The organism is uncultured Parasphingorhabdus sp. (genome assembly GCF_963677535.2).
GTDB lineage: Bacteria > Pseudomonadota > Alphaproteobacteria > Sphingomonadales > Sphingomonadaceae > Parasphingorhabdus.
Window position 1 is genome coordinate 1894466 of the sequence record NZ_CAXXUT010000003.1, and the last position, 22384, is coordinate 1916849.

Annotated in this window: 22 protein-coding genes; 9 read left to right on the forward strand and 13 right to left on the reverse strand. The window is 58.9% G+C overall.

The window, feature by feature from the left end:
* Nucleotides 1–127: 127 nt before the first annotated feature.
* Nucleotides 128–2410 carry a phosphoenolpyruvate--protein phosphotransferase gene (gene ptsP / locus ACHZCJ_RS16230; RefSeq protein ID WP_321327603.1) on the reverse strand — a complete coding sequence of 761 codons (2283 nt, stop codon included), beginning with the start codon at nt 2408–2410 and terminating at the stop codon, nt 128–130.
* 110 nt (nt 2411–2520) lie between these two features.
* Complete coding sequence (locus ACHZCJ_RS16235) at nt 2521–2673, reverse strand: YdcH family protein (protein WP_159644190.1); 153 nt, start codon at nt 2671–2673, stop codon at nt 2521–2523.
* 192 nt (nt 2674–2865) lie between these two features.
* Here ACHZCJ_RS16235 and ACHZCJ_RS16240 point away from each other — a divergent pair, with 192 nt between their 5' ends.
* The gene (locus ACHZCJ_RS16240; protein WP_159644184.1) at nt 2866–3063 is read left to right on the forward strand and encodes a YdcH family protein; all 198 of its coding nucleotides are present in this window, start codon (nt 2866–2868) and stop codon (nt 3061–3063) included.
* A gap of 159 nt (nt 3064–3222) precedes the next feature.
* Complete coding sequence (locus tag ACHZCJ_RS16245; protein ID WP_236553937.1) at nt 3223–3678, forward strand: DUF1465 family protein; 456 nt, start codon at nt 3223–3225, stop codon at nt 3676–3678.
* Nucleotides 3679–3693: 15 nt separating this feature from the next.
* On the opposite strand, the gene ACHZCJ_RS16250 is transcribed toward ACHZCJ_RS16245, so the two are convergent.
* Nucleotides 3694–4794 (reverse strand): alkene reductase, encoded by a 1101-nt coding sequence (locus tag ACHZCJ_RS16250; RefSeq protein WP_321327607.1) that lies wholly within the window; start codon nt 4792–4794, stop codon nt 3694–3696.
* A 130-nt stretch (nt 4795–4924) separates the two neighbouring features.
* Between ACHZCJ_RS16250 and ACHZCJ_RS16255 the strand changes: the two genes are divergently transcribed.
* The 4 genes from ACHZCJ_RS16255 to ssb all read left to right on the forward strand — a co-directional run bounded on the left by ACHZCJ_RS16255 (nt 4925) and on the right by ssb (nt 8417).
* Nucleotides 4925–5590 (forward strand): COQ9 family protein, encoded by a 666-nt coding sequence (locus tag ACHZCJ_RS16255; RefSeq protein WP_159644177.1) that lies wholly within the window; start codon nt 4925–4927, stop codon nt 5588–5590.
* Nucleotides 5591–5719: 129 nt separating this feature from the next.
* Nucleotides 5720–5989: a FeoA family protein gene (locus tag ACHZCJ_RS16260; RefSeq protein ID WP_159644162.1), complete on the forward strand. Its 270-nt coding sequence runs from the start codon at nt 5720–5722 to the stop codon at nt 5987–5989.
* Nucleotides 5990–5992: 3 nt separating this feature from the next.
* On the forward strand, nt 5993–7852 hold the full coding sequence (locus ACHZCJ_RS16265; RefSeq protein WP_321327610.1) for a ferrous iron transporter B: 1860 nt from the start codon (nt 5993–5995) through the stop codon (nt 7850–7852).
* A gap of 46 nt (nt 7853–7898) precedes the next feature.
* Nucleotides 7899–8417 (forward strand): single-stranded DNA-binding protein, encoded by a 519-nt coding sequence (gene ssb / locus ACHZCJ_RS16270; protein WP_321327612.1) that lies wholly within the window; start codon nt 7899–7901, stop codon nt 8415–8417.
* Nucleotides 8418–8596: 179 nt separating this feature from the next.
* On the opposite strand, the gene ACHZCJ_RS16275 is transcribed toward ssb, so the two are convergent.
* Entirely contained in the window at nt 8597–8920 is a 324-nt protein-coding gene (locus ACHZCJ_RS16275) for a hypothetical protein (RefSeq protein WP_159644150.1), read from the reverse strand.
* Nucleotides 8921–9189: 269 nt separating this feature from the next.
* Nucleotides 9190–10401: a multidrug effflux MFS transporter gene (locus ACHZCJ_RS16280; protein WP_321327615.1), complete on the reverse strand. Its 1212-nt coding sequence runs from the start codon at nt 10399–10401 to the stop codon at nt 9190–9192.
* 138 nt (nt 10402–10539) lie between these two features.
* Here ACHZCJ_RS16280 and ACHZCJ_RS16285 point away from each other — a divergent pair, with 138 nt between their 5' ends.
* Nucleotides 10540–11142, forward strand: a complete 603-nt coding sequence (locus ACHZCJ_RS16285; protein WP_321327616.1) for a TetR/AcrR family transcriptional regulator — start codon at nt 10540–10542, stop codon at nt 11140–11142.
* Between the two features lie 34 nt (nt 11143–11176).
* On the opposite strand, the gene ribA is transcribed toward ACHZCJ_RS16285, so the two are convergent.
* The 4 genes from ribA to ACHZCJ_RS16305 form a co-directional block, all read right to left on the reverse strand.
* Complete coding sequence (ribA, locus tag ACHZCJ_RS16290) at nt 11177–12256, reverse strand: GTP cyclohydrolase II (protein ID WP_321327617.1); 1080 nt, start codon at nt 12254–12256, stop codon at nt 11177–11179.
* Nucleotides 12253–13047: an exodeoxyribonuclease III gene (locus ACHZCJ_RS16295; protein WP_159644140.1), complete on the reverse strand. Its 795-nt coding sequence runs from the start codon at nt 13045–13047 to the stop codon at nt 12253–12255. Before ACHZCJ_RS16295 ends, ribA begins: the two co-directional genes overlap by 4 nt.
* Nucleotides 13048–13335: 288 nt before the next feature.
* Nucleotides 13336–13965, reverse strand: a complete 630-nt coding sequence (locus ACHZCJ_RS16300; protein ID WP_321327619.1) for an outer membrane lipoprotein carrier protein LolA — start codon at nt 13963–13965, stop codon at nt 13336–13338.
* A 94-nt stretch (nt 13966–14059) separates the two neighbouring features.
* Nucleotides 14060–16375: a DNA translocase FtsK 4TM domain-containing protein gene (locus ACHZCJ_RS16305; protein WP_321327620.1), complete on the reverse strand. Its 2316-nt coding sequence runs from the start codon at nt 16373–16375 to the stop codon at nt 14060–14062.
* Between the two features lie 172 nt (nt 16376–16547).
* On the opposite strand from ACHZCJ_RS16305, the gene ACHZCJ_RS16310 reads away from it, so the two are divergent.
* Nucleotides 16548–17780 carry a UbiH/UbiF/VisC/COQ6 family ubiquinone biosynthesis hydroxylase gene (locus tag ACHZCJ_RS16310; protein WP_321327622.1) on the forward strand — a complete coding sequence of 411 codons (1233 nt, stop codon included), beginning with the start codon at nt 16548–16550 and terminating at the stop codon, nt 17778–17780.
* A gap of 9 nt (nt 17781–17789) precedes the next feature.
* Here the strand turns inward: ACHZCJ_RS16310 and ACHZCJ_RS16315 are convergent, their stop codons facing one another.
* Entirely contained in the window at nt 17790–18557 is a 768-nt protein-coding gene (locus tag ACHZCJ_RS16315; RefSeq protein ID WP_159644124.1) for an SDR family NAD(P)-dependent oxidoreductase, read from the reverse strand.
* A 68-nt stretch (nt 18558–18625) separates the two neighbouring features.
* Entirely contained in the window at nt 18626–19306 is a 681-nt protein-coding gene (locus ACHZCJ_RS16320; RefSeq protein WP_159644122.1) for an OmpA family protein, read from the reverse strand.
* Nucleotides 19307–19461: 155 nt separating this feature from the next.
* Here ACHZCJ_RS16320 and ACHZCJ_RS16325 point away from each other — a divergent pair, with 155 nt between their 5' ends.
* A complete protein-coding gene (locus tag ACHZCJ_RS16325; RefSeq protein ID WP_159644119.1) occupies nt 19462–20778 on the forward strand; it encodes a hemolysin family protein in 1317 nt (438 codons plus the stop codon).
* Nucleotides 20779–20795: 17 nt separating this feature from the next.
* Here ACHZCJ_RS16325 and ACHZCJ_RS16330 read toward each other — a convergent pair whose 3' ends face one another.
* The gene (locus ACHZCJ_RS16330; protein ID WP_159644117.1) at nt 20796–21392 is read right to left on the reverse strand and encodes a hypothetical protein; all 597 of its coding nucleotides are present in this window, start codon (nt 21390–21392) and stop codon (nt 20796–20798) included.
* 148 nt (nt 21393–21540) lie between these two features.
* The gene (locus ACHZCJ_RS16335) at nt 21541–22302 is read right to left on the reverse strand and encodes an OmpA family protein (RefSeq protein WP_321327625.1); all 762 of its coding nucleotides are present in this window, start codon (nt 22300–22302) and stop codon (nt 21541–21543) included.
* Nucleotides 22303–22384: the final 82 nt, after the last annotated feature.

Below are 22384 nucleotides of genomic sequence, written 5' to 3' on the forward strand. Positions count from 1 at the left end.
CGTCCCGGATTTGCGACGAAAAAGCCAGTTTGGGCGGCAAAAGTCAATGACTATCATGCGTTAGTCGCTGGATTTTACTTTTTCTCTGGCTCGCAAGGTGAATCGTCGGCGGATCGCCTGGCAATGGTCAGCCCAGATCAACATCGCGCTGATTGGCCCATTGCTCGAGGCGCGCTCTCGGCTCGTTTGGCGCTTCCTGCAATATCGCTTCCATCTCGGATCGGGCTTCGCCGAGATTAAGAGACCGGACCATTGCCTTGATCGGACCGACCGAGGCGGGGGTGATCGACAGGTTCCGGATGCCAAGGCCAAGCAGCGCCAGAGCATCGAGCGGCCGGCCGCCCATCTCTCCGCAAATACCGAGCGGGATATCAAAACGCGCAGCATTGTCAGAGGCGCGGCGCAGGAATCGGAGAATGGCCGGGCTCATCCAGTCGAACCGTTCGGCCAGTTTCGGGTTGCTGCGGTCGGCGGCAAACAGAAACTGGGTCAGATCATTGGTGCCGATCGACAGAAAATCGAGCCGGTCTGCCATCAGGTCCAGACATTCTGCCAGCGCCGGAACTTCCAGCATGGCGCCGTAGCGGATCTGCGTTGGCAGCCGCTTCTTCTGGCTTTGCAGATAGAGGCGCTGATTTTCGAATACCGCCCGTGCCTCGTCAAATTCCCACGGCTCTGCAATCATCGGGAACATGACGTTCAGTTTCCGTCCCGCTGCAGCCTCGATCAGGGCGCGCGCCTGAACCTTCATCAAGGCGTCCCGTTCCAGACCGATGCGGATCGCCCGCCAGCCCATTGCCGGATTGTCTTCCTTGATCTCGCTGGCCTGGAAATAGGGCAGGGGCTTGTCGCCGCCGATATCGACGGTGCGGAAAATGACCGGCTTGTCTCCGGCGGCATCCAGCACATCGCGGTAAAAGCGCGTCTGCCCGGCCCTGCCCGGCATGGTCGCGGCGACCAGAAACTGGAATTCGGTGCGGAACAGACCGATGCCGTCCGCGCCGGTCAGATTGAGCAAAGCCAGATCGTCCCGCAGGCCGGCGTTGATATTGAGCGTGATCCGGACGCCGTCCCTGGTTACGGCTTCCTTGTCGCGCAGTTCGGAATAGGCGGCGCGTTTTTTCTGGCTGAGCTCCAGCTGCGCCTCGAACGCTTCCTCCATCGAGGGGCTGGGACGGACGAAGACGGTCTTTTCGTCGACATTTAGCAGAAGAGGATCGTCTTCCCGGACGAATTGCCGGATATTCTTGACCTGTCCGAGTATCGGTATGCCCATGGCGCGCGCGATGATCGTGACATGGGCGGTCAGCGAACCTTCCTCGAGGATGACGCCTTTCAGCTTGCGCCGGTCATATTCGAGCAGTTCGGCCGGTCCGAGGTTGCGGGCAATCAGGATCGAATCCTGCCGCAATCCCATTTTTGCGGCGGTTCCCAATTGTCCCGAAACCGTCCGCAACAGCCGATTGGCGAGATCCTCCAGATCGTGCATGCGCTCGGCCAGCAACGGATCGTCAATCTGCCGCATGCGCATCCGCGTATGCTGCTGCACGCGTTCGATCGCTGCTTCGGCGGTCAGGCCGCTGTCGATCGCTTCGTTGATCCGCCGGCTCCAGCCCTCGTCATAGGCGAACATCTTGTAGGTCTCGAGCACCTCTTCATGCTCGCCGCCCACCCCGAATTCGGCCTGGCTGGTCATCTGGTCGATCTGGTCGCGCATCTTGTCGAAGGCGGAATAGACCCGGTGCCGTTCCGCTTCGATATCTTCCGCCACCGTATGCTCGATCTTGACACGCGGCTGGTGGAACACCGCATGACCGCGCGCCTTGCCCTTGACCAGTTGCAATCCGCTCAGGCGGTTGGCACCAATGTCGAGGGTTGCCGTCTCCTGGGCGAAATTGTCATCGACCAGTTCCGCGCTGATGATCAGCTCGGACAGGACCATTGCCGCCGTCTGGAACGCTTCAATCTCGACTTCGGAATAGCGGCGGGGTTCGACATGCTGGGCACAGAGAACACCGATAGACTGCTGGTTGCGGATGATCGGCACACCGGCAAAGCTGTGAAATTTTTCTTCGCCGGTTTCCGGCCGGTACTGGAAGTCAGGGTGGCTCGCCGCCTCGTCGAGATTGAGCGTCTCGACATTCTTGGCAATATAGCCGGTCAGGCCTTCGCCCATCGCGAGTTTCGTTACATGCACTGCTTCCGCGTTCAGCCCGCGGGTTGCGTAAAGTTCCAGCAGGCCGTCGCGGCGCAAATAGATTGAACAGACCTCGCTGCTCACCGCCTCGGCTATGGTCTCAACCACCTGGTTGAGCTTCGCCTGTGCGTTGCCGCGGGACGCCATGATCGACCGGAGACCGGTCAGGATATTGCGGGCAGTCTTGGTGCTGGAGGGATCGGATGCGGGCATGGTCATTGCCTAGCAGAAACGCCGTATGAGTGCGAAGCAGAAAACGGCACTTCGGCCAGGGCAATGAATATTTTTTCCGGACCAGCCGGTTCGTCGTCCCCGATTTTCCGCTAGTTAAGCAGTTCCTCTTTCAGCCGGAGCTTTTCTTTCTTCAGATTATGGATTCGAATCGTGTCCGGAAGCGGGCGGGTTTCTTCTTCATTTATCTTGCGTTCCAGCGCTTCATGTTTTTTGCGCAATGCTGACATGTGATCCTGAATCATAAAAATCTCCTCAGAAATATTGTTTTTTGAAAATGAAAGAGGGTGAAAGCTTCCTTTCCTGCTGAGCTGGCCAATTTGGCCTCGCCTCCTGCTACATGGGTTAAAGGTCTTGGTTTCGACCTGAACCATGAATAGAGTGAAGATTGCAAAATTGCGTAAGCGACGCAAGGGGGAGATTGAGCCGGAATGGGGATGAGCGATGAAGAGTTGCAAATGCGGCTTGAAATGCTGAAAGTCGAGCATCGCGATCTCGACGAGGCGATTGCCGCGCTGGTGGCAACGGGCAATCCGGATCAGTTGCGGACCGCGCGACTCAAGAAAAGAAAATTGCAGTTGCGCGACCGGATCATCATGATCGAAAACCAGCTGATTCCGGATATTATCGCCTGAGGCCGCGCTCGTCTGCGGACCTGCCGTCCGTTAACCAGTGCCGTCCACCAGTTAACCCTGGAACCTTCCGCGTGTCAGTTTGAAACAGAGGCCCCGCAGGCCGTTCTGACGTGGAAAATTTGCTGTCAAAGAACTGCAAAAAATTGCTACGGAGCTTCTATGCCAGATCGTGAAGCCCTTTTGACGACCAGATTGATCGACGCACTTTATACCGAAGCCATGCTGCTCGCGGACGAGTCCCGTTCCTATTTTGAATCCGGGCGTTTCCAGGAAGAATCCGATCCGGACAATCTTCTGGCCGTTTCCTTTTCATGCGAATCCCTCAAAGTCACGACCAGACTGATGCATTGCATCGCCTGGCTGTTGAATCAGAAAGCCTTGCAAAGCGGGGAATTGTCCGAAGCCGAAGCATGGAACCGGGATCGCTCGCTCGGTCAGGCACCCGTTACCGATCAGGCGCTGGTCGAGAGTTTTCCGGTAGAAGCGCGCCAGATCATCATGGCCAGCGAAGAATTGTTCCAGCGCCTGCTGCGCCTCTCCGGGCGCATGAATCAGGACAAGGAAGCCGAATCGGCGGTCCAGAATATGTTCCGCCGACTCCAGAGCAACTTCTGATCGAACGCCGGCAATTCAGGCCGTCGCGACTTTTTCCTCATCCATTGTCGGATAGTCGGTATATCCTTCCGGACCCTGGGTGTACCAGGTCGGGGTGAAATCGGTCGGGTTGAGTTCCGCGCCCGCCCGGAACCGCTCCGGCAGGTCCGGATTGGTCATGAATGTCCGGCCAAAGCTGATCGCGTCGGCCTTGTTTTCAGCCAGCGCTGCGGTCGCGTTATCGTAGAAATAGTCGCTGTTGAGCACCAGTGGCCGATGGAAGACCGGGCGGATATCGGGGCTGACCGGCGGCACGTCGGTATTTCCGTAGGTGCCGTGGGCAGGGGGCTCGCGCAGTTCGAGAAAGGCGATGCCGATCTGGTCGAGCAATTTGGCCGCAGCGGTAAAGGTTTCCACCGGTGTCGCGTCATCCGCGCCCTGGGAATCGCCATTGGGTGACAGGCGGACCGCAACCCGGTCGCTGCCCCAGACCTCAACCAGCCGCTGCGTTACTTCGCCGAGCAGGCGGATACGGTTCTCGACCGGTCCGCCATATTCATCGGTCCGCAAATTGGTGCCGGAACGAATGAACTGGTCGATAAGATAGCCATTGGCGGCGTGCAGCTGGACACCGTCGAAGCCGGCCTTTTTCGCATTTTCCGCCGCATTTTGGTAATCGTCGAGCAGGCCGGGAATTTCCGAGATTTCCAGCGGACGGGCTTCTTCATAATCTTTCTTGCCCTGATAGGTCCGGACGCTGCCGGGCGCGGTCGTGGCTGAAGCGGAGACCGGCTTTTCCCCATCGAGAAAATCGGGATGGACGATGCGACCCATATGCCAGAGCTGGCAGATGATCTTGCCGCCGGCCTGGTGCACGCGTTCGACAACCGGCTTCCACGCTTCGGTTTGCGTGTCGTTCCAGATGCCCGGAGCGAAGGGCGTGCCGAGACCCTGCTGGCTGATCCCGGTGGCTTCCGAAATGATCAGGCCGGCACCGGCGCGCTGGGCATAATATTCGCCCATGATCGGCGTGGGGACAAATTCCATGGTCGAACGGCAGCGGGTCAGCGGGGCCATGAACATGCGGTTGGAGGCTTCGATGGCGCCAACGGTGATCGGATCGAACAATGTGGTCAAGATGGAATTCCCTGAAACAAGAGGCGTGAAATGTTAATCAGACAGTTAAGAGGCCTCTGCTCTAAATGCAATGGTTTGAAACCAGGCAATTTCTGTCTATGTTGATAGGGCTGATTTCAAAGGAACCCCCATGTCTGCATCGCTTCCCGAAGAACCGACCCTGGACGAAGTGCGCTCTTTTCTCGCGCCATCGCTGGCTGCGCAGGCCGCTTTTGACGGCTGGAACGGAAAGGCTGTACTGGCGGCCGCACAACTTGCCGGCGTGGACCCGGATCTTGCCACACTCGCGTTCAATGACGGGCCGGTCGATATGATCGACGCATGGTTTCAGGCGGTGGACGAGAAAATGGCGGCAAAATATAGCGCCGAAGAACTCGCCGGAATGAAAATACGCGAACGGATCAAGGCGCTGGTCGAAGCGCGGCTGGAGGCGCTCGCGGCAGACCGCGAAGGCCTGCGGCGGGCGGTCGCCATATTGGCGGCACCACCGCATTTACGCCGGGCCGCGAAAATGGGCTGGCGCGCTGCCGACAAGATGTGGCGGCTGGCTGGTGACACGGCAACCGACTATAATCATTATACCAAGAGGACGCTGCTATCCGGCGTCTACGGCAGTACGGTCAGTGTCTTTCTGGATGACGAAAGCGATGATTTTTCCGATACCAGAGCGTTTCTGGACCGGCGGATCGAAAATGTCATGCAGTTCGAGAAGGTAAAGGCCAGGGTCACCGGCGGTGGCGGTGACCGCTTCAGCATGGCCCGCTTTATCGGGCGGTTGCGCTATCGCGGAGCCTGAATGACAGTAGCGCCTGTGGGGCGGAGCGGCGCGGCGCTGGGCGTCTGGTGACAAATAGGCAGAAAAAGACTCGCCAAGCCGAATCTATATTGATAATCAGTCGCAATTAGAAAGGCCCTGTTGCGATATATGCAGACTCCCACAACCCTTGACCAGCTGTCCCTCAATCAAAATGCCGAAATTGTGGGCATAGACTGGGGAGCGATTTCCGATGCCGAGGGACGCCGTCTGCGCGCGCTCGGGATCGACGAAGGTGTTTCGCTGGAGAAGCTGCACCAGGGAATGTTTGGGCTGAAAGATCCGATTGCCCTGAAAGTCGGACGAATGATGATTGCCGTCCGCAAGGCCCATGCACAGGCTATATCGGTTCAGCCGGTTGCAGCATCGATAGCTGCCTGAACGATGACGGAAGCTGCGCCACTCATTGTCCTCGCGGGCAACCCCAATTCCGGCAAAAGTGCCTTGTTCAATGCACTGACCGGAGCCCGGCAGAAGATTGCCAATTATCCCGGTGTTACGGTCGAACGGAAGTCCGGCCATTTCGCCTTTGCCGATGGTCGTCCGGCCGAACTGGTCGACCTTCCGGGCAGTTACAGCCTCGATCCGACCAGCCCGGACGAAGAAGTGACGCGCGGCGTCATCATGGGGCTGCAACAGGGCGAACGCCGGCCTGACATGATCGTGCTGGTGCTCGATGCTGCCAATCTCGACAATCATCTGCGTTTTGCGCTGGAAGTGATCGCACTCGGTCACCCGGTTGTCGTGGCGCTCAACATGATGGATCTGGCGGAGCGGGACGGACTGACTCTCGATCCGGCAAAGCTGGCGGAGGCTCTCGGGGTTCCCGTGGTGCCGACCGTCGCCGTTCGCCGGCGCGGACTGAACGAACTTGCGGCGGCCGTGGATGGTCGTCTCAAGGCAAAGCCGGATGGCGTAAAGCCGATCGTCGCACAGGAGCGCGATCACGGTTTGCGGCAGCAGGCCAAGCGGATTGCCAACCAGGCGATCGTTTCCGAAACCGCAGGACGACGCTGGTCGGAGCGGGCCGACCGCCTGTTTCTCCACCCCTTTGCCGGACCGTTGATTCTGCTCTCGGTGCTGTTCGTCATGTTTCAGGCAGTCTTTGCCTGGTCAGAGGCGCCGATCGGCTGGATCGAAGGGGCGAGCGAATGGGTTGCCGCGGCGGTCGAGTCGAATCTGCCGTCCGGTTTCCTGCGCGACTTCATCATCGAAGGCGCCATTGCCGGGGTCGGTTCAGTGGTGGTCTTCCTGCCGCAGATCCTGATCCTGTTCCTGTTCATCCTGCTGCTCGAAGCCAGTGGCTATATGACACGCGCCGCTTTCATCATGGACCGGCTGATGGCCAGTGTCGGCCTGTCCGGGCGCAGTTTCATTCCGCTGCTGTCCTCGTTCGCCTGCGCCATTCCCGGCATCATGGCAACGCGCAGCATCTCCGATCCGCGAGACCGGCTGACGACCATATTGGTTGCCCCTCTGATGACCTGCGCCGCGCGGCTGCCGGTTTACGCGATCATCATCGGCGCGTTCATCCCGCCAACCAGCGTCGGGCCGGGAATCGGCCTGCAAGGTCTGGTGCTGTTCGGCCTCTACGTCTTCGGCATTCTCGGGGCGATGATCGTGGCGCTGGTTCTGCGATCGACCGTAACCAAGGGGCCGAATAGCGGCTTCCTGATGGAAATGCCGAAATATCAGCTGCCCAGCCTGCGCGACATATTGATCGGCCTGTGGCAGCGGGCCTGGATATTCCTGCGCCGTGCTGGCACGATCATCTTTGCGGCGACCGTCATATTGTGGCTGCTGCTGACCTTCCCGAAGGTCCCCGAGGACAGCGCGATGAGCCAGGTCGACTATAGCGCGGCGGGCCGGATCACCAATGTTATTGCTCCGATCGTCAAGCCGATCGGCTTCGACCGGGATATCGCGCTCGCCCTGATCCCGGCGATGGCGGCGCGCGAAGTGGCTGTCGCGGCGCTCGCGACCACTTATGCGATTGATGCGCCGGACGAAGAAGCGGAGGCAAAATCCCTGACCGAACGGCTGCAAAGCCGCTGGTCGCTGCCGACCGCTTTGGCTTTTCTCGCCTGGTTTGTCTTTGCGCCGCAATGTATCTCGACCATCGCCGTGACCCGCAGGGAAACCAACGGCTGGAAATGGCCGACCTTCATGCTCGTCTATCTTTTTGCGCTCGCCTATGTGGCGGCCGGTATTACATATTGGAGTGCCGTCGCCCTCGGTCTATAGAGTTCCCAAGAATCGAAAATCACATATATTTTTTGGGGAATTTGAAATGGCCGGCGGCATCAACAAAGTCATCATCGTAGGCAATCTGGGCAAGGATCCGGAAGTGCGTACCTTTGCCAATGGCGGCAAAGTCTGCAATTTCAGTGTCGCCACATCGGAAAGCTGGAAAGACAAGCAGACCGGCGAACGCAAGGAAAAGACCGAGTGGCACAATATCTCGATCTATAACGAAGGCCTGGCCGGCGTTGCCGAACGCTATCTGCGCAAGGGCAGCAAGGTCTATCTTGAAGGCAAGCTGCAGACCCGCAAATGGCAGGACCAGTCCGGTAATGACCGCTATTCGACCGATGTTGTGCTGCAGGGCTTTGACGCGAAAATGGAAATGCTCGACAGCCGCCAGGGCGGCGGTGGCCAGGGTGGCGGTTCCAATGACGGCTGGGGTGGTGGCCAGGGCGGCGGCGCGCCATCCGGTGGCGGTTCCGGTGGCGGCTGGGGCCAGACCGGTGGCGGTGGTCAGGGCGGCGGCGCCTTTGACAGCGATCTGGACGACGACGTTCCGTTCTAGAGCGCAACCCATGGCGAAAGCATTCTGAGTCTCTGTCGAGACGGGGCTTTGTTGCAGGATTGGATCCGCGCCTTGGCCGTTACCCATGGCAGCGAATGGGTGGATAGCGGAATGAAAGGTTTCGGGGAAACATGCCAATGGTTCGGTTTCGCAGATCCATTGGCAGCTAGCCCCTGACCCTACGGCTTTGGCATCGGACCTTCAGGCCGATATTTATCCATCACGCTATCGAGCTTCTCATTGGTGATGGACGGATTTTCGGCCTGCAGGCACGGCAATAAAATGGCCTTGTTTGCATGTTGTTGTGTGACCGACGGGTCATGGTTGGCTTCAGGAGAAACGCCGGAGAAACAGTCGACAAAGACCTGTTCGGGAACGCCAAGATCGGCGGCGACCAGATCGGTCGGTCGTTCGTGAACAGGTGGTGGCGGAGCAGGCTTGGCCAGACTGGCTGAAACTGGTGCCAGTGAAATCACCAGAATTGCTACGATCAAGCGACGCATGAACTTACTCCTTTATGAGAGCGGTTATAATGCTGCGCTTATTGGCGTGGCGTCAATTCGATAAGTGTATCAATATGTAGCCAGAGGCTGATGGCGGCGGCCATGGTGTGTCAGCATCACGATTAAGGGCCGTTTTCACGTTCCCAATAATCCGTTCGAAGGGCCGAGAGTGAAGATATTTTCATGCACGCTGGCGCGCTGAGACTCCAGTCGCCTGTGAGAACACAAACTTTCTACTCTTCCGCTGCTCCCGGGTTCGTCTCAACCGCTCAAACGAAACCAGCTTTGTCCTGGTTGCGAAGTGGCGATCTCGTCGAAAGCAAGAGCGCGGCAACGGCGGGTAGAAAGAGGCCCAGAGCCATTGGCAGCGGCGTGCCGGTTCCTCCCATTGCGACCAGGGAAGAGACGGTGAAGGCAATACCAAATTGGATCGCTCCCAGTAAGGCAGACCCTATTCCGGCCGCATCTCGTGACGATGCCATCGCGATTGACATGGCGTTCGCAGAGAGTAGCCCCACTGTTCCAATTGACACCCATAGCGGCAGAGCAAAGAGCCACAGCGTTGTCGTGCCTGACAACAAAGTCAGCACAAGCGTGAACAGTACGTAATAAGGCAATCCGCTTTTCAGGATATGCGAAGGCGAGAAACGGTCGAGCAATTTTGTATTGATACGCCCGAACAAAAGCAATGCTGTCGCGATACCCGCAAACATCAGGCCATAAGCGAGCGGGCTAAGGCCGAATACGCCTTGGAATACACCGGATGATCCCGTGATGAAGGCAAACATGCCGCCCTGGATAAGGCCCGCTATTACAGCCGGTAGCATAAATTTGGAACGGGTGACCAGTTTCACCGCTGCCTTACGTCCGGTGAGAAATGGAGCGGCAGCCCGGGCCTGGCGCGGCAAGGTTTCTGGCAAGATTATCAGGGATAATATTAGCGCGACGATGCCAACGACTATCATCGCGACGAATATCGACCGCCATCCGAACGATTCAAGCAGAAGACTACCAATGGTTGGGGATACGATGGGACCTATTGTCAGCAACATGACCAATACGGTCATGGCCTTGGCTGCACGGCGGCCGTCGTACAGATCGTGGACGACCGCGCGGCTGACCACCATCCCGCCACAGGCACCCAGCGCTTGTAGAAAACGCAGCGCATTGAACAGCGCGATGTCTTTGATCAGGATCAGGGCGAAAGACGTTGCGATAAATAGGACCGTTGCGGCGAGCAAGGGCCCTTTGCGTCCGAAGCCGTCGATCAGCGGTCCCATGACAAGTTGTCCTGCACACAGGCCGAGAAAAAATATGGACAGCGACAATTCGGTGGCCGCAGCGCTCGATTCCATCGCTATTGCAATGTCGCCGAGACCGGCAAGATACATATCGGTGGCCAGCGGCGGAAAAATGGAAAGCAAGCCAAGCACGGCGGTTATGCAGGCGGCCCGGCGGGCAGTGAGGGATTCTTTTAGCATAGTCATGGGCCTCAAAATGCAGGTGGCGACTCCGGAACAGTCAGGTGCGGATTAATAGACTGTAGTCTAGCAATATAAATGGACTAGTGTCTAGTAATTAATTGGCTGCTGGGATATGGTCCCGGCCAGGAGGCTTGCATGAGCGAAGGAAAACGATCAGCCGGACGGCCACGGGATGCAGAAGCAGCGGGTACGATAAAGGCTGCTACACTGAAACTGGTGCGCGAGCGCGGCTATGAGGCGGTTAGCATTGCCGCTATCGCGAGCGAAGCAGGGGTGGCACGACAGACATTATATAATCGCTGGAACACCAAGGCTGATCTGGTGCTGGATGCGGTTTTTGAAGAAACGGGCCGATATGCATCAGCGCCGCTCAATGATCCGACCCAAACATCCAGGATGCAACTGGAGCGCTTCCTGGTTCAGGTGTTTGAACATCTGGCCGAAAATGGAGGCACTATCCGAGCCTTGATTGCAGCAGCGCAGGAAAACAACGGCTTTCGTGAGATATTCAGAAAGCGTTTTGTGAATCCACGTGAGGAGATAGTCACTGACCTGTTGAAACGAGCACAAGAACGCCGCGAGATTGGTCAGGACTGCAATATCAATATATTATCCAGTTTCGTCCACGGCGCGTTTTGGTACGCCCTGCTTAACGGCGACACCCTGGACAAGGATTTCGCACGAAATATCGCGGATGAGATATTCCGGAGCGACCGCAAGTCATCCGGACAGGGTTGAATAATGCGCCAAGCAGGGATCAGACATCAGAACATCACAATTGATGCCCGGTGCGGTCCCGCTTGGTATCGAGATAAAATTCATTGTGCGGATTGGCGGCTATCTTGACCGGCAGGCGCTCTTCGACGGTAACGCCGCATGCCTCCAATCCTTCCACTTTTTCCGGATTGTTGGTCAGCAATTTCACCTTGGGGATGTTGAGCAGTTCGAGCATCCGGGCGGCGATTGAGAAATCGCGGGCGTCGATGGCAAAGCCGAGACGCTGGTTTGCGTCGACCGTGTCAAAGCCCTGATCCTGCAACGCGTAAGCGCGCAGCTTGTTGATCAGCCCGATGCCGCGGCCTTCCTGCCTCAGGTACAGCAGCACACCCCAGTTGGCCTCGGTCATCTGGTCGAGCGCGGCATGCAATTGTGGTCCGCAATCGCATTTCAGGCTGCCGAGAACGTCTCCGGTGAGACATTCGCTGTGCAAACGCACGACTGGCGTGCTGCTGTCACGCTGGCCGACCACCAGCGCGACATGATCGGTGGCGTCAGCGTCGCTGCGGAAGCCGAAGATATGGGCGTTGCTATTGGCAGCGACCGGAAGCTTCGCATGCGCGCTGATCGTCAACGCGCTGGAGTCCGCATAGGCAGCGGCATCGTCAGCCTGTACGGGATCCTCCGTCGCATCCACCACTACAAAGGCCGGTAGCAGACCACCCTGACGGGCCAGTTCCATTGCGGCTTCGGCGGCTTCGGGATTGGCCAGCGGTTCGCTGCGGAACGGACCTTTCAGCGGATATTGCATATCGAGCACCGGATCGACAATGGCGATGATCTCCGCCGCGGTGACCGGAGCCGGAAGGCTGATCTGGATTGGCAGACCCGGGTCGCCCGCAGACAGTTGATTGTGCAGCTTGAGCGTCGCGGCGCGGCTGGCGGATATCAGCAGGGAAACGGTGCCGGTTTCCGGCAGGGCTTCTTGCAAATTTCCAGTTTCGACCGGGAGCAGATTCAACCGGTCGCCATCCGCCTCCACGCCAATCGACCAGCCCCGGCGAAGCGCATCGATCGCACGGGCCGCACGGCGGGCGGCAGCCTTTCTGGCCCCCTCGGGCGGCACTGCGTTCAAAATTCGAATTCCGTGATCAGGGGGGCATGATCGGATGGCTTGCCCCAGCTGCGCGCATCTTCGAGAACGACGTGGCTCTTCGCCTTGTCTCCCAGTTCCGGGCTGGTCCAGACATGGTCGAGCCGGCGACCCTTGTCCGAGGCCCGCCAGTCCTTGGCGCGATAGCTCCACCAGGTATAGAGGCGCTCGGGGTCGGGGATCAGCTTGCGACCGATGTCGACCCATCCATGGGCGTCGCGCATGGCGTAGAGATGGTCGATCTCGATCTGGGTGTGGCTGACGACCTTGAGCAGCGCCTTGTGGCTCCAGACGTCCGATTCGAGCGGTGCGACATTGAAGTCGCCCATCAGGATCGTCGGCTCTTTGAGATTGGCCGACCATTCGGTCATCCGGCCGAAGAAATCGAGCTTCTGGCCAAATTTCGGATTGAGTTCCCGGTCCGGAATCTCTCCGCCGGCGGGGATATAGACATTCTCGATCCGCACGCCGTTTTGCAGCACTGCACCGACATGGCGCGCCTCGCCATTATTCTGCCAGTCGTACCGCTCATCCTTGTGCAGCGGCACACGGCTGATGATCGCAACGCCATGGTGCATCGGCTGGCCATGCAATATCATGTGATTATAGCCCAGCCGGCGGAACATGCCTTCGGGAAATTGTTCGTTGCGCACCTTGGTTTCCTGCAGGCACAGGACATCGGGCGCTTCTTCGGTCAGGAAACGTTCGACGATGTCGAGACGGGCACGGATGCTGTTAATATTCCAGCTGACGATTTTCAGGCTATCACTCATGCCGAGTCTGATAGCCACGCTCGCGGAGAAACCCAAGCCCAAAGGCAATAGAGATTCGTGCAATTTTCCCGGGCCAAAAAAGGAAAACCCCCACCTCCGGGGGCATTAAGGAGGTGGGGGCAAACTCGCGTTCGTCACGCATGAATGAGTTGAGACTGATTTGGTCAGGTAACAGGGGGAAAACCTGACTGTCTCTCCTCATCCTGTTTCTGGTTATAGCCCCGTATTTCTGTCGGCAGCATGAACGAAAGATGGATCATTTTCTGCTGATCGGCAGCCCGTCTCGGCTCATCGCTTGCGGCGCGTTTTTCTCCGCGGATCGGTCCAGCTGAAGCTGCTGTTGGCCACGGGAACCCCGAATTTCTGATTGGACAGGCGGATCGAAGTGCGATTGTTTTTCGAATCGAGCGATACCCAGCCATCCAGGCTCAACCCGCCGGGCGCGCCGGGCTTTTTGGTAAAGACCATTGTAATCACGCCATATTCCGGCCTTTTCGGATCGCGGACCTCGACGCTGAGCACCGCTGGATTGCGTGTCGGAATGATCTTGCCATATTTCGACAGGTCGCGTTCGGGGTTGAGCAGCGCCGCCAGCGGGCTGTTGCCGATCGGCCAGCGCTGGACCTGATTCACATCATAGTCGATCAGGGTCAGCGCCTTTCCATCCCCGACGATCAGCAAATTGGCGTCGTCCTGATATTGAAAGCGAATCTTGCCGGGCTGTTTCAATATCAGCTTACCGGTCAGCATTTGGCCGCTGCGGTCGCTCTGGCTGAAATTGGCAGTCATCGTGGTCATGGCGCGCAAATGGGCCTGAACCTTCGACAGACTGTTGGCGGGGCTTTGCTGTGCGGTGGCGGGCAGGCTTGCTGTCAGGGCCAGCGGCGCAGCGATCAAGGCGAAACCATATTTCAACATTACGAAAACTCCAGATTATCAAGAGATACGCCTAGCGGGTGGCGATTGAACAATGGCTTAATCATTCCGTCAGGATGCAAGGCATCGCGCGGAGCTAGAGGGGTTCGCCATTCTGGTCGCGCAGCACTTCGCGGCGGCCGATATGATTGGGCGGACTGATGAATTCATCCTCTTCCATCCGGTCGATGATCCGGGCAGCGGTGTTATAGCCAATCCGCAACTGCCGCTGCAGCCAGCTGGTCGAAACCTTCTGGCTCTCGAACACGATCTGGCAGGCCTGCGCATATTGCCGGTCTTCCTTGCTATCGCTCAGGTCGGCACCATCGAGGGCAAAGCTGCCATCCTCGGGCTCTTCGGTTACCGCCTGGATATAGTCCGGTGCACCCTGCGAACGCCAGTGATCGGCGACCCGCCGAACTTCGTCATCGGAAACGAAGGGGCCATGGACACGGGTCAGCTGCTTGCCGCCGGGCATATAGAGCATATCGCCCTTGCCGAGCAGCTGCTCGGCGCCCTGTTCGCCCAGAATCGTCCGGGAATCGATTTTAGAGGTGACGTGGAAGCTGATCCGGGTCGGCAGGTTGGCCTTGATCACGCCGGTGATAACATCGACCGAGGGACGCTGGGTCGCCATGATCAGATGGATACCCGCCGCGCGCGCCTTTTGCGCCAGTCGCTGGATCAGGAATTCAACTTCCTTGCCGGCGGTCATCATCAGATCGGCGAGTTCGTCGACGATGATCACGATCTGCGGCAGCACTTCGTAGTCGAGCTGCTCTTCCTCGTAGATCGGGCGAGAGGTTTCCGGGTCATAGCCGGTCTGGACACGACGGCCGAGCGGCTGGCCCTTGGCCTTGGCGGCCTTCACCTTCTCGTTGTAATTGGCGAGATTGCGGACCGAGATCGATGACATCATCCGGTAGCGCTCTTCCATCTGCTCGACCGCCCATTTCAGCGCCCGAATGGCCTTGGCCGGTTCGGTGACCACCGGGGACAGCAGATGCGGAATATCGTCATAGGTGCTGAGTTCCAGCATCTTCGGGTCGATCATGATCATTTTGCAGTCTTCGGGAGTCAGCCGGTAGAGCAATGACAGGATCATGCAGTTCAGACCGACCGATTTACCCGAGCCGGTGGTACCCGCAACGAGCAGATGCGGCATCGGTGCCAGATCGGCAATGACCGGGTCGCCGGAGATATTCTTGCCGAGAATGATCGGCAATTTGCCAGTCTGTTCGGCGAAACTGTCGCTGCCGACCATTTCGTGCAGCACCACCATCTCGCGGTTGGTGTTGGGCAATTCAATGCCCATGACGGTCCGCCCGGGAATGGCGGCGACACGCGCCGAGAGCGCCGACATGTTGCGGGCGATATCCTCGGCCAGCTGGATCACCCGGCTGGCCTTGATGCCGGGCGCCGGTTCCAGCTCGTACATGGTGACGACCGGGCCCGGCCGCACGGCATTGATGTTGCCCTTGACGTGAAAGTCGTCGAGTACCGATTCCAAGAGGCGCGCGTTGCGTTCGAGGCCAGCCTTGTCGATAACATTATTGTCCTGCTCGGGCGCGGGGGTCAGCAAATCGAGCGACGGCAGCACATAAGGGCCGAAGAAATCCCCCTGTTTGCCCTTGCTGACGCCGGCCTTTTTCGGCGGCAAGGCGCGTTCGCTAATCTCTGGCGGCGGCCGGTTATCCGGTTTGACTTCCTTGCGCGGAGCGGGTTCTTTTTTCGGCTTGGGCTTGGCCGCGCCCGAACGATCCGGCTCGACCACCAGGCTATCCTCTTTCTCGGCGAACGGACTCTTTATCGCTGGCAGCTTGAACGCGGTGCCGGAGAATAATGGTTTGTCCAGCCGCAGGCTGAAATAGCCAAGGACGAGGCCGCCGGTCAGGGTCAGCGCGATCAACAGGCCGGAAATCAGGCCGCTCCAGCCGGCGGAAATTGCGTTGAGTCCGGCTCTGGTTCCGTTGGCGATCAGCATCCCGGCAAGGCCGCCCAGACCGGAAGGCAGTTCCATTTCCGGTTCCGGGAACCAGAGGGCGAGGGCGGTGCCGACCAGCAATATCGCCAGAAAGCACCAAAGCAGTTGCTGTTTCCAGCCGGGCTGCGGAATGTCGCGCCACAACCGGTTGGCCAGCACCAGAAGCAAAGGCAGCAAGAGCAGGGCGGGCAGGCCGACCAGCAACAGCAGCAAATCGGAAAGATAGGAGCCGAAAACGCCCATCCAGTTATGCTCGACGCTGCCGGCCGAAGTGTTGAAAGCAGGATCGCTGGGCGAATAGCTGACCAGCGCCAGAAACAGGAAGACGGTCGTCAGAAAAATCGCGATGGCCCCGATCAGGGCACCGCTGCGCAACAGGCTGAGGCGCATGATTTCACGCCAATTCGCTTCTTTGGCTTTTCCCGCCATCATATACTCCCGTACGTCGCCCCAGCCGAAGGCGCGCATTAACTATCTGCTCCTTTGCGCGAATCGGGGACTCGCCGTCAAGTTTCTTGGCTTTATTTTACCGGATTTGCCTTTCTTTCCCGACCATCGATGCCTAACTATATCCCATATTCGGGCTCGGAAAGGCGTCTCTATGGGAATTGACTCTCGGCAAAGCGATATCATCATATTGGGTGCGGGCATGATCGGTCTGACCCAGGCGCTGACGCTGGCAGCCCACGGCTTGCGCATCGCGATCATCGACCGCGCCGATCCGGCCGAACTGCTCAATCCGCAGGCCGATGCGCGGGTTTCGGCGATCAACAGCGCCAGCTGGAACATGTTCGACGCCATCGGCCTGGCCGACAAGCTGCGACCGCATGGCTGCGATATCGAGAAGATTCTGGTCAACGACGGGCTGAAGCCCGGCACGCTGGACTTTGTTCCGGGCGAAGGCGAAGGCCCGATGGGCATCATGGTCGAAAATGCCGTGCTCCGGCGACTCCTGTTCGAGGCGATTCAGGCCAGTGACAATATCACGCTGCATCTCTCGACCCAGGTTGCATCCTGCGAACGTGGCGGCCACAGGGTCGATATCGCGCTGGAAAACGGCAAGCAGCTCTCTGCCCCGTTGCTGATCGCCGCCGACGGGCGCGGCAGCCGGATGCGCGAGGAAGCCGGCATCATCATGGCGCACTGGCAATATGACCATAATGCCATTGTCTGCAAAATCGCGCACGAGAAGCCGCATGGAAACACCGCCTATGAACTGTTCTTCCCTTCCGGTCCGTTCGCCATCCTGCCAATGCTCGACGATGCGGACGGACGGCACCGTTCGGCGGTGGTATGGACGGTTTCGCGAAAGGACGGTCCGGCCTATGCGAACATCAACAAGCGTGCCTTCGTCGCGGAGATGATGAAGAAGACCGGCGGATTTCTTGGCGAGATCGAGCTGCTCACCGATCGGCCGACCTATCCGCTGGGCTTCCACCACAGTTCCCATCTGACCGCTGACCGTCTGGTGCTGATCGGCGATGCCGGTCACGGCATCCATCCGATTGCGGGGCAGGGGCTCAACCTGGGCCTGCGCGACGTGGCGGCGCTGACCGAATGTCTGGTCGAGGGTGCGCGCACCGGTCTTGATCTGGGTGATGCCCAGATTCTCGCGCGCTACGACCGCTGGCGCAGCCTCGACAATATGATGGTCTCGGCGGCCACCGATCTGCTCACCCGCCTGTTCGGCCTGCCGGGAGAAACCTCTTCCAGGATCCGCCGGATGGGCATCGGGCTGGTTCAGCGCATCCCGCCGCTCAAGGCACAATTCATGGCCGAAGCCAAAGGCGAAACCGGCGATTTGCCCAAGCTGCTCACAGGCGAGCTGGTCTAGCTTCGGGTCCTAGCGTCCGCCCTGGCCGTCGTCGATCTTGATCACGGTGCCGGTCACCGCGTCGGAAGAGGGTGATACCAGATAGAGCAATGTGCTATCCATCTGCTCCGGCTGCGCTACGCGCTTGCGCGGGAAGTGAACCGAAAAATCGCCAGCGCGCTCAATCATGCCGTCGGCCATATCGGTGGCGAACAGACCCGGCGCGATGCCGTTCACATTGATGTGGAATTTTGACCATTCCACCGCCAGCGTCTCGGTGATGCGAACAACTCCCGCCTTGGTTGTGGAATAGAGAGCAGCTCCGCCGCCGCTATAGCTGGTCGCGGCAATGGATGCGATATTGACGATCCGCCCGGGCGCTTTCCGGGCGATTAACGGGCGAGCGAATTCGTTCGACAGGATGAAGACGCTGCGCAAATTCGTGTCCAGAACATCGTCGATCAGATCGGTGGACATCCGCGTGGCATGTTCCGCGTCGACGATTCCGGCATTGTTGACGAGTATATCGGGCTGACCCAGAGATTCCGTCACGGCGGGAATGATCGCCTGAAGCTGCGCCGCATCGCGCACGTCAAGGGCGAAGGCCTTGGCGGTGCCGCCATCGGCCGTAATTTCTGCGACGAGATCGTCCAGCTTGTCCTTGCGCCGGGCGGTGCAGGCAACTTTCGCGCCGCAAGCGGCCAGCACCTTGGCAAAGCGGCGGCCCAGACCGGCCGATGCGCCGGTCACGAGTGCGGTTCGTCCGCTCAGGTCAATGGAAAAATTGGGTGTGGTCATGAAAAAGGCATCCTCTGCAAATTTTTGCAGGGGATGCCCGTGATCATGGGGTTGGCGCAAGCGCTAATTTAGTTGTTCAGGTCGTCCTGCTCGATCGGCACGATCTTTATTTCGACCCGGCGGTTGGCCGCGCGGCCCTCTTCGGTGCTGTTGCTGGCAACCGGCTGGCTTTCGCCATAGCCTCGGGTTGCGAGCCGTGCGCGCTGGACGCCGCTGTTGGCAAGGAAATTTGCAACCGCATCGGCACGCCGCTCGGACAAGGCCTGGTTATAGGCGTCGCTGCCGGTGCTGTCGGTGTGACCAAGCACGTCGACATAGCTTTTTTCATATTGCGCCAGCGTGTTGGCCACATTGCCCAGCGTTGTCTGGAATGCCGGGCTGATGGCGCTGCTGTCTACGGGGAAGGTAACGCTGGACGGCATGTTGAGGATCAGATTGTCGCCCTCGCGGGTAACATCCACGCCGGTTCCCGCGGTCTGCTGGCGCAGCTTCTTTTCCTGCTCGTCCATATAATAGCCGATGCCTGCGCCGGCGAGACCGCCAAGGCCGGCGCCGACGATCTTGGCCGTGCGGTCGTTTCTGCCGCCCAATATATCGCCGAGCAGATAGCCGCCGACGACGCCGCCGATACCACCGATAGCTGTTTTGGAAATCGTCCGGTTTCCGGTTTCCGGATTGGTCACGCAGCCGCTGGTCAATGCCAGAGCACCGAGTGAAACTGCTGAAATTATTGATTTGTGCATCCGCATATTATCTTCCCTTGTGGCTCCTCTTGTCTCTCCGGCATAACGCCCCGCCGAAGAGATGGTTCCGTTTAGCGCGCGATAAATGAACGGTGACTGACAGCAAACTTGAGATTGTGTAAAACTTGCTGCTAAAGGGCTTATGGCATTTCGCCCTATCAATGGACAATATGACACCCTTTCCCTGGTTTGATGTAACGATCATAATATTGCTGGTACTGATCAATGGCATATTTGCCATGTCGGAACTGGCGATTGTCTCTGCCCGCAAGGCGCAATTGCATGGTCTTGCGGACCGCGGCAGCAAGCGAGCCAAGGCGGCTCTGCGTCTTGCCAGCGATCCGGGGAAGTTTCTCTCCACCGTGCAAATTGGGATCACGCTGATCGGCATTATTGCCGGCGCCTATTCCGGAGCCAGCCTTGGTGGCCCGGTAGCGGAGCGGCTGCAGCTGCTGGGCATGGGGCAGGAGCTGGCGGGCACCGTCGGCTTTGTTCTGGTGATCGGCCTGACCACCTACGCCTCGCTGGTGATCGGGGAGCTGGTACCGAAGCAGATTGCTTTGCGATCCGCAGAACGTATCGCCCTGATCATGGCCCAGCCGATGGAGTTGCTGGCCCGCATTTCCGCGCCGCTGGTCTGGCTGCTCGATAACAGCAGCGCCATGATTTTCCGCCTGATGCGGATCAAGCGCGAGCAGGTCAATCATGTCACTGCGGAAGAATTGCAGATGGTCTTTGCCGATGCGACGCGGTCCGGCGTTATCGAGGAGCATGAACGCGCCGTGATGGCCGGGGTCGTGCGTCTCGCCGACCGCCCCATTCGCGAGGTAATGACCCCCCGTACCGAGATTGACTGGCTCGACATCGATGCGAAGCGCGGGGATATTCACAAGCTGCTGATGGAATCCCAGCACAGCCGTTTCCCCGTCGCCGAACATTCGGTCGATGAAATCCGCGGGGTGGTCCAGGCCCGCGATATCGTTGCCGCGCAACTCGGTGGCGAGAAGCTGGATTTGCGCAAGCTGATGCGCCCACTGGAAAAGGTGCCGGACCAGCTCGACGCGCTTGATGTGCTGGAAATATTGCGTGAGACGGAAGTTCCGATGATCTTGGTGCACGACGAATATGGCCATTTCGAAGGGATCGTCACGCCCAATGACCTGCTCAGCTCGATCGCCGGCGAATTTGTCTCCGACCAGGACGAGAAGACCCAGCGCAGCCTGATCGAGCGGGCCGACGGCAGCTATCTTGTCTCCGGCGCGATGGCGATTGACGCGCTGGCCGAACGGCTGGGAATCCGGCTCTCAGAAGACCGCGACTATGCCACGGTGGCCGGCCACGCGCTGGCGCAATTGCGCCATCTTCCCGAAGAGGGCGAAAGTTTTGAAGACCAGGACTGGGTGTTCGAGATTGTCGACATGGACGGCCGGAAAATCGACAAGCTGATCGTCCGGCCGAGCAATCCCGAGGTCGACTGACGGGAAGCCGCTGTTGTTCAGAGCTTGCCGTATTTTTTCTCGAACCCGGCAATGTCATCCTTGGCGAGGAATTTCGCCTGGTCGATCCAGGCGTCCCGGGTTATCCGTCCGCTGAATGCACCGAGATATTGATCCACTTCGCTGATTTCAGCTTCTTTCCAGGCGGCAATCTGGTCAAAACGGGTCACGCCGAGGCTGATCAGCAAGCTGTTCAGCTTGGGCCCAACGCCCTTGATCAGACGCAGATTGTCGGGTTCTCCGACCGCTGCCGGAATTTTCGGTGTACCTTCCACCGGTTCTGCGGCCACGGGCGCGGCTTTGGCCTCGGCCTTGGGTTTGGCGGCAGGGGCCGCGGGGGCGACGACCGGCTTGGGTGTTGGTGGCGGCGGTGGCGGCGCAACCGCTTTCGGTGCCGTGGCGGGAGCGGTGACCGGTTTGGGGTCGGTCGGCGGCACCGGTTCGCCGGCTTTCTCCAGCAGCCCGTCATCGGCGTTGAAGCTGTCGAGGGCGGATGCCTCGCGACCGGTCGCAGCCCAGATCCAGAATGCGGTGACCACACCGATTAGCAGTGCGATCAGATATAACAGCCAATTGGCGGTGATCAGCGTAATCATTTCTCAAAACCCCGTTTTGAACATTAACTCTAGCCGGTTTTGGCTAATATTCTTCTGTGCTCCGGCCCCAGACAAACCAGCCGATGGCGAGGCCAATTGCAAAAGTAATCAGCAGGAGCAACAGATTTTCAAGTAAAAGTGGCATCGTTCAGCTCTCCTGTTGCGATTTGGCATCATCTTTTTGCGGGCCGTTGGCGGCGCTGATCCGGAACTCGATCCGGCGGTTCTGTGCGTCGGCGGCCGCGTCCGAACCCGTCGCGCGAGGCCGGGTAGAACCGTAGCCTTTCGCGCTGATCAGACTTGCCTTCACGCCGCGCTCGATCAGTCCGGCCTTTATGCGGTCGGCCCGCTCCTGCGACATGTTGCGATTGACGGCGCTATTGCCATTGTCGTCGGTATGGCCTTCGACCGCAATCGCCAGTCCGTCGCATTCCTGCAGGGCCGTTGCGATCTGGTCGAGGATTTTCTGCGTCTCCAGCGACACATAGGCGCTGCCGGAACGGAAGCTGATATTGTTGGCGGCGATAATCTTGTCGACCCTGCTTTGGCAATTGGCAGCCTGGGTCTGCACGGCAGCGGTGGGGGCGGCTTTTTCAGTGGCTTCACCCTCGGCAGCGACAATCACATGCTGGTCTTTCCAGCTGGCACTGGAGATGCCGGGGATTGTCATGACCACACCCATAGCTTCCTGTTTCGCCTCGTCCCCCACTTCGCCATCCAGTACAGCCGCGCGGGACAAGGGGTCGTGGCCGAGGCTGACATGCGCGCCATCCAGTCCGCGCGCCGCGAGTTCTGTTTGCGCCTGCTGTTCCAGACCGTTGATGAAATTCTCACCCGCTATTGCATGACCGACCAGACCCAAAACCACGGTCGCCGCTGCACCTGTCAATATCTTGCCCCGGATTTCCATAGATAATCTCAGTCCCTTTTCCGCCCCAAGTGTCACTTTCCTAAAATCATTGGACAAAATGGCGGATATTGTAGCGTGAGTC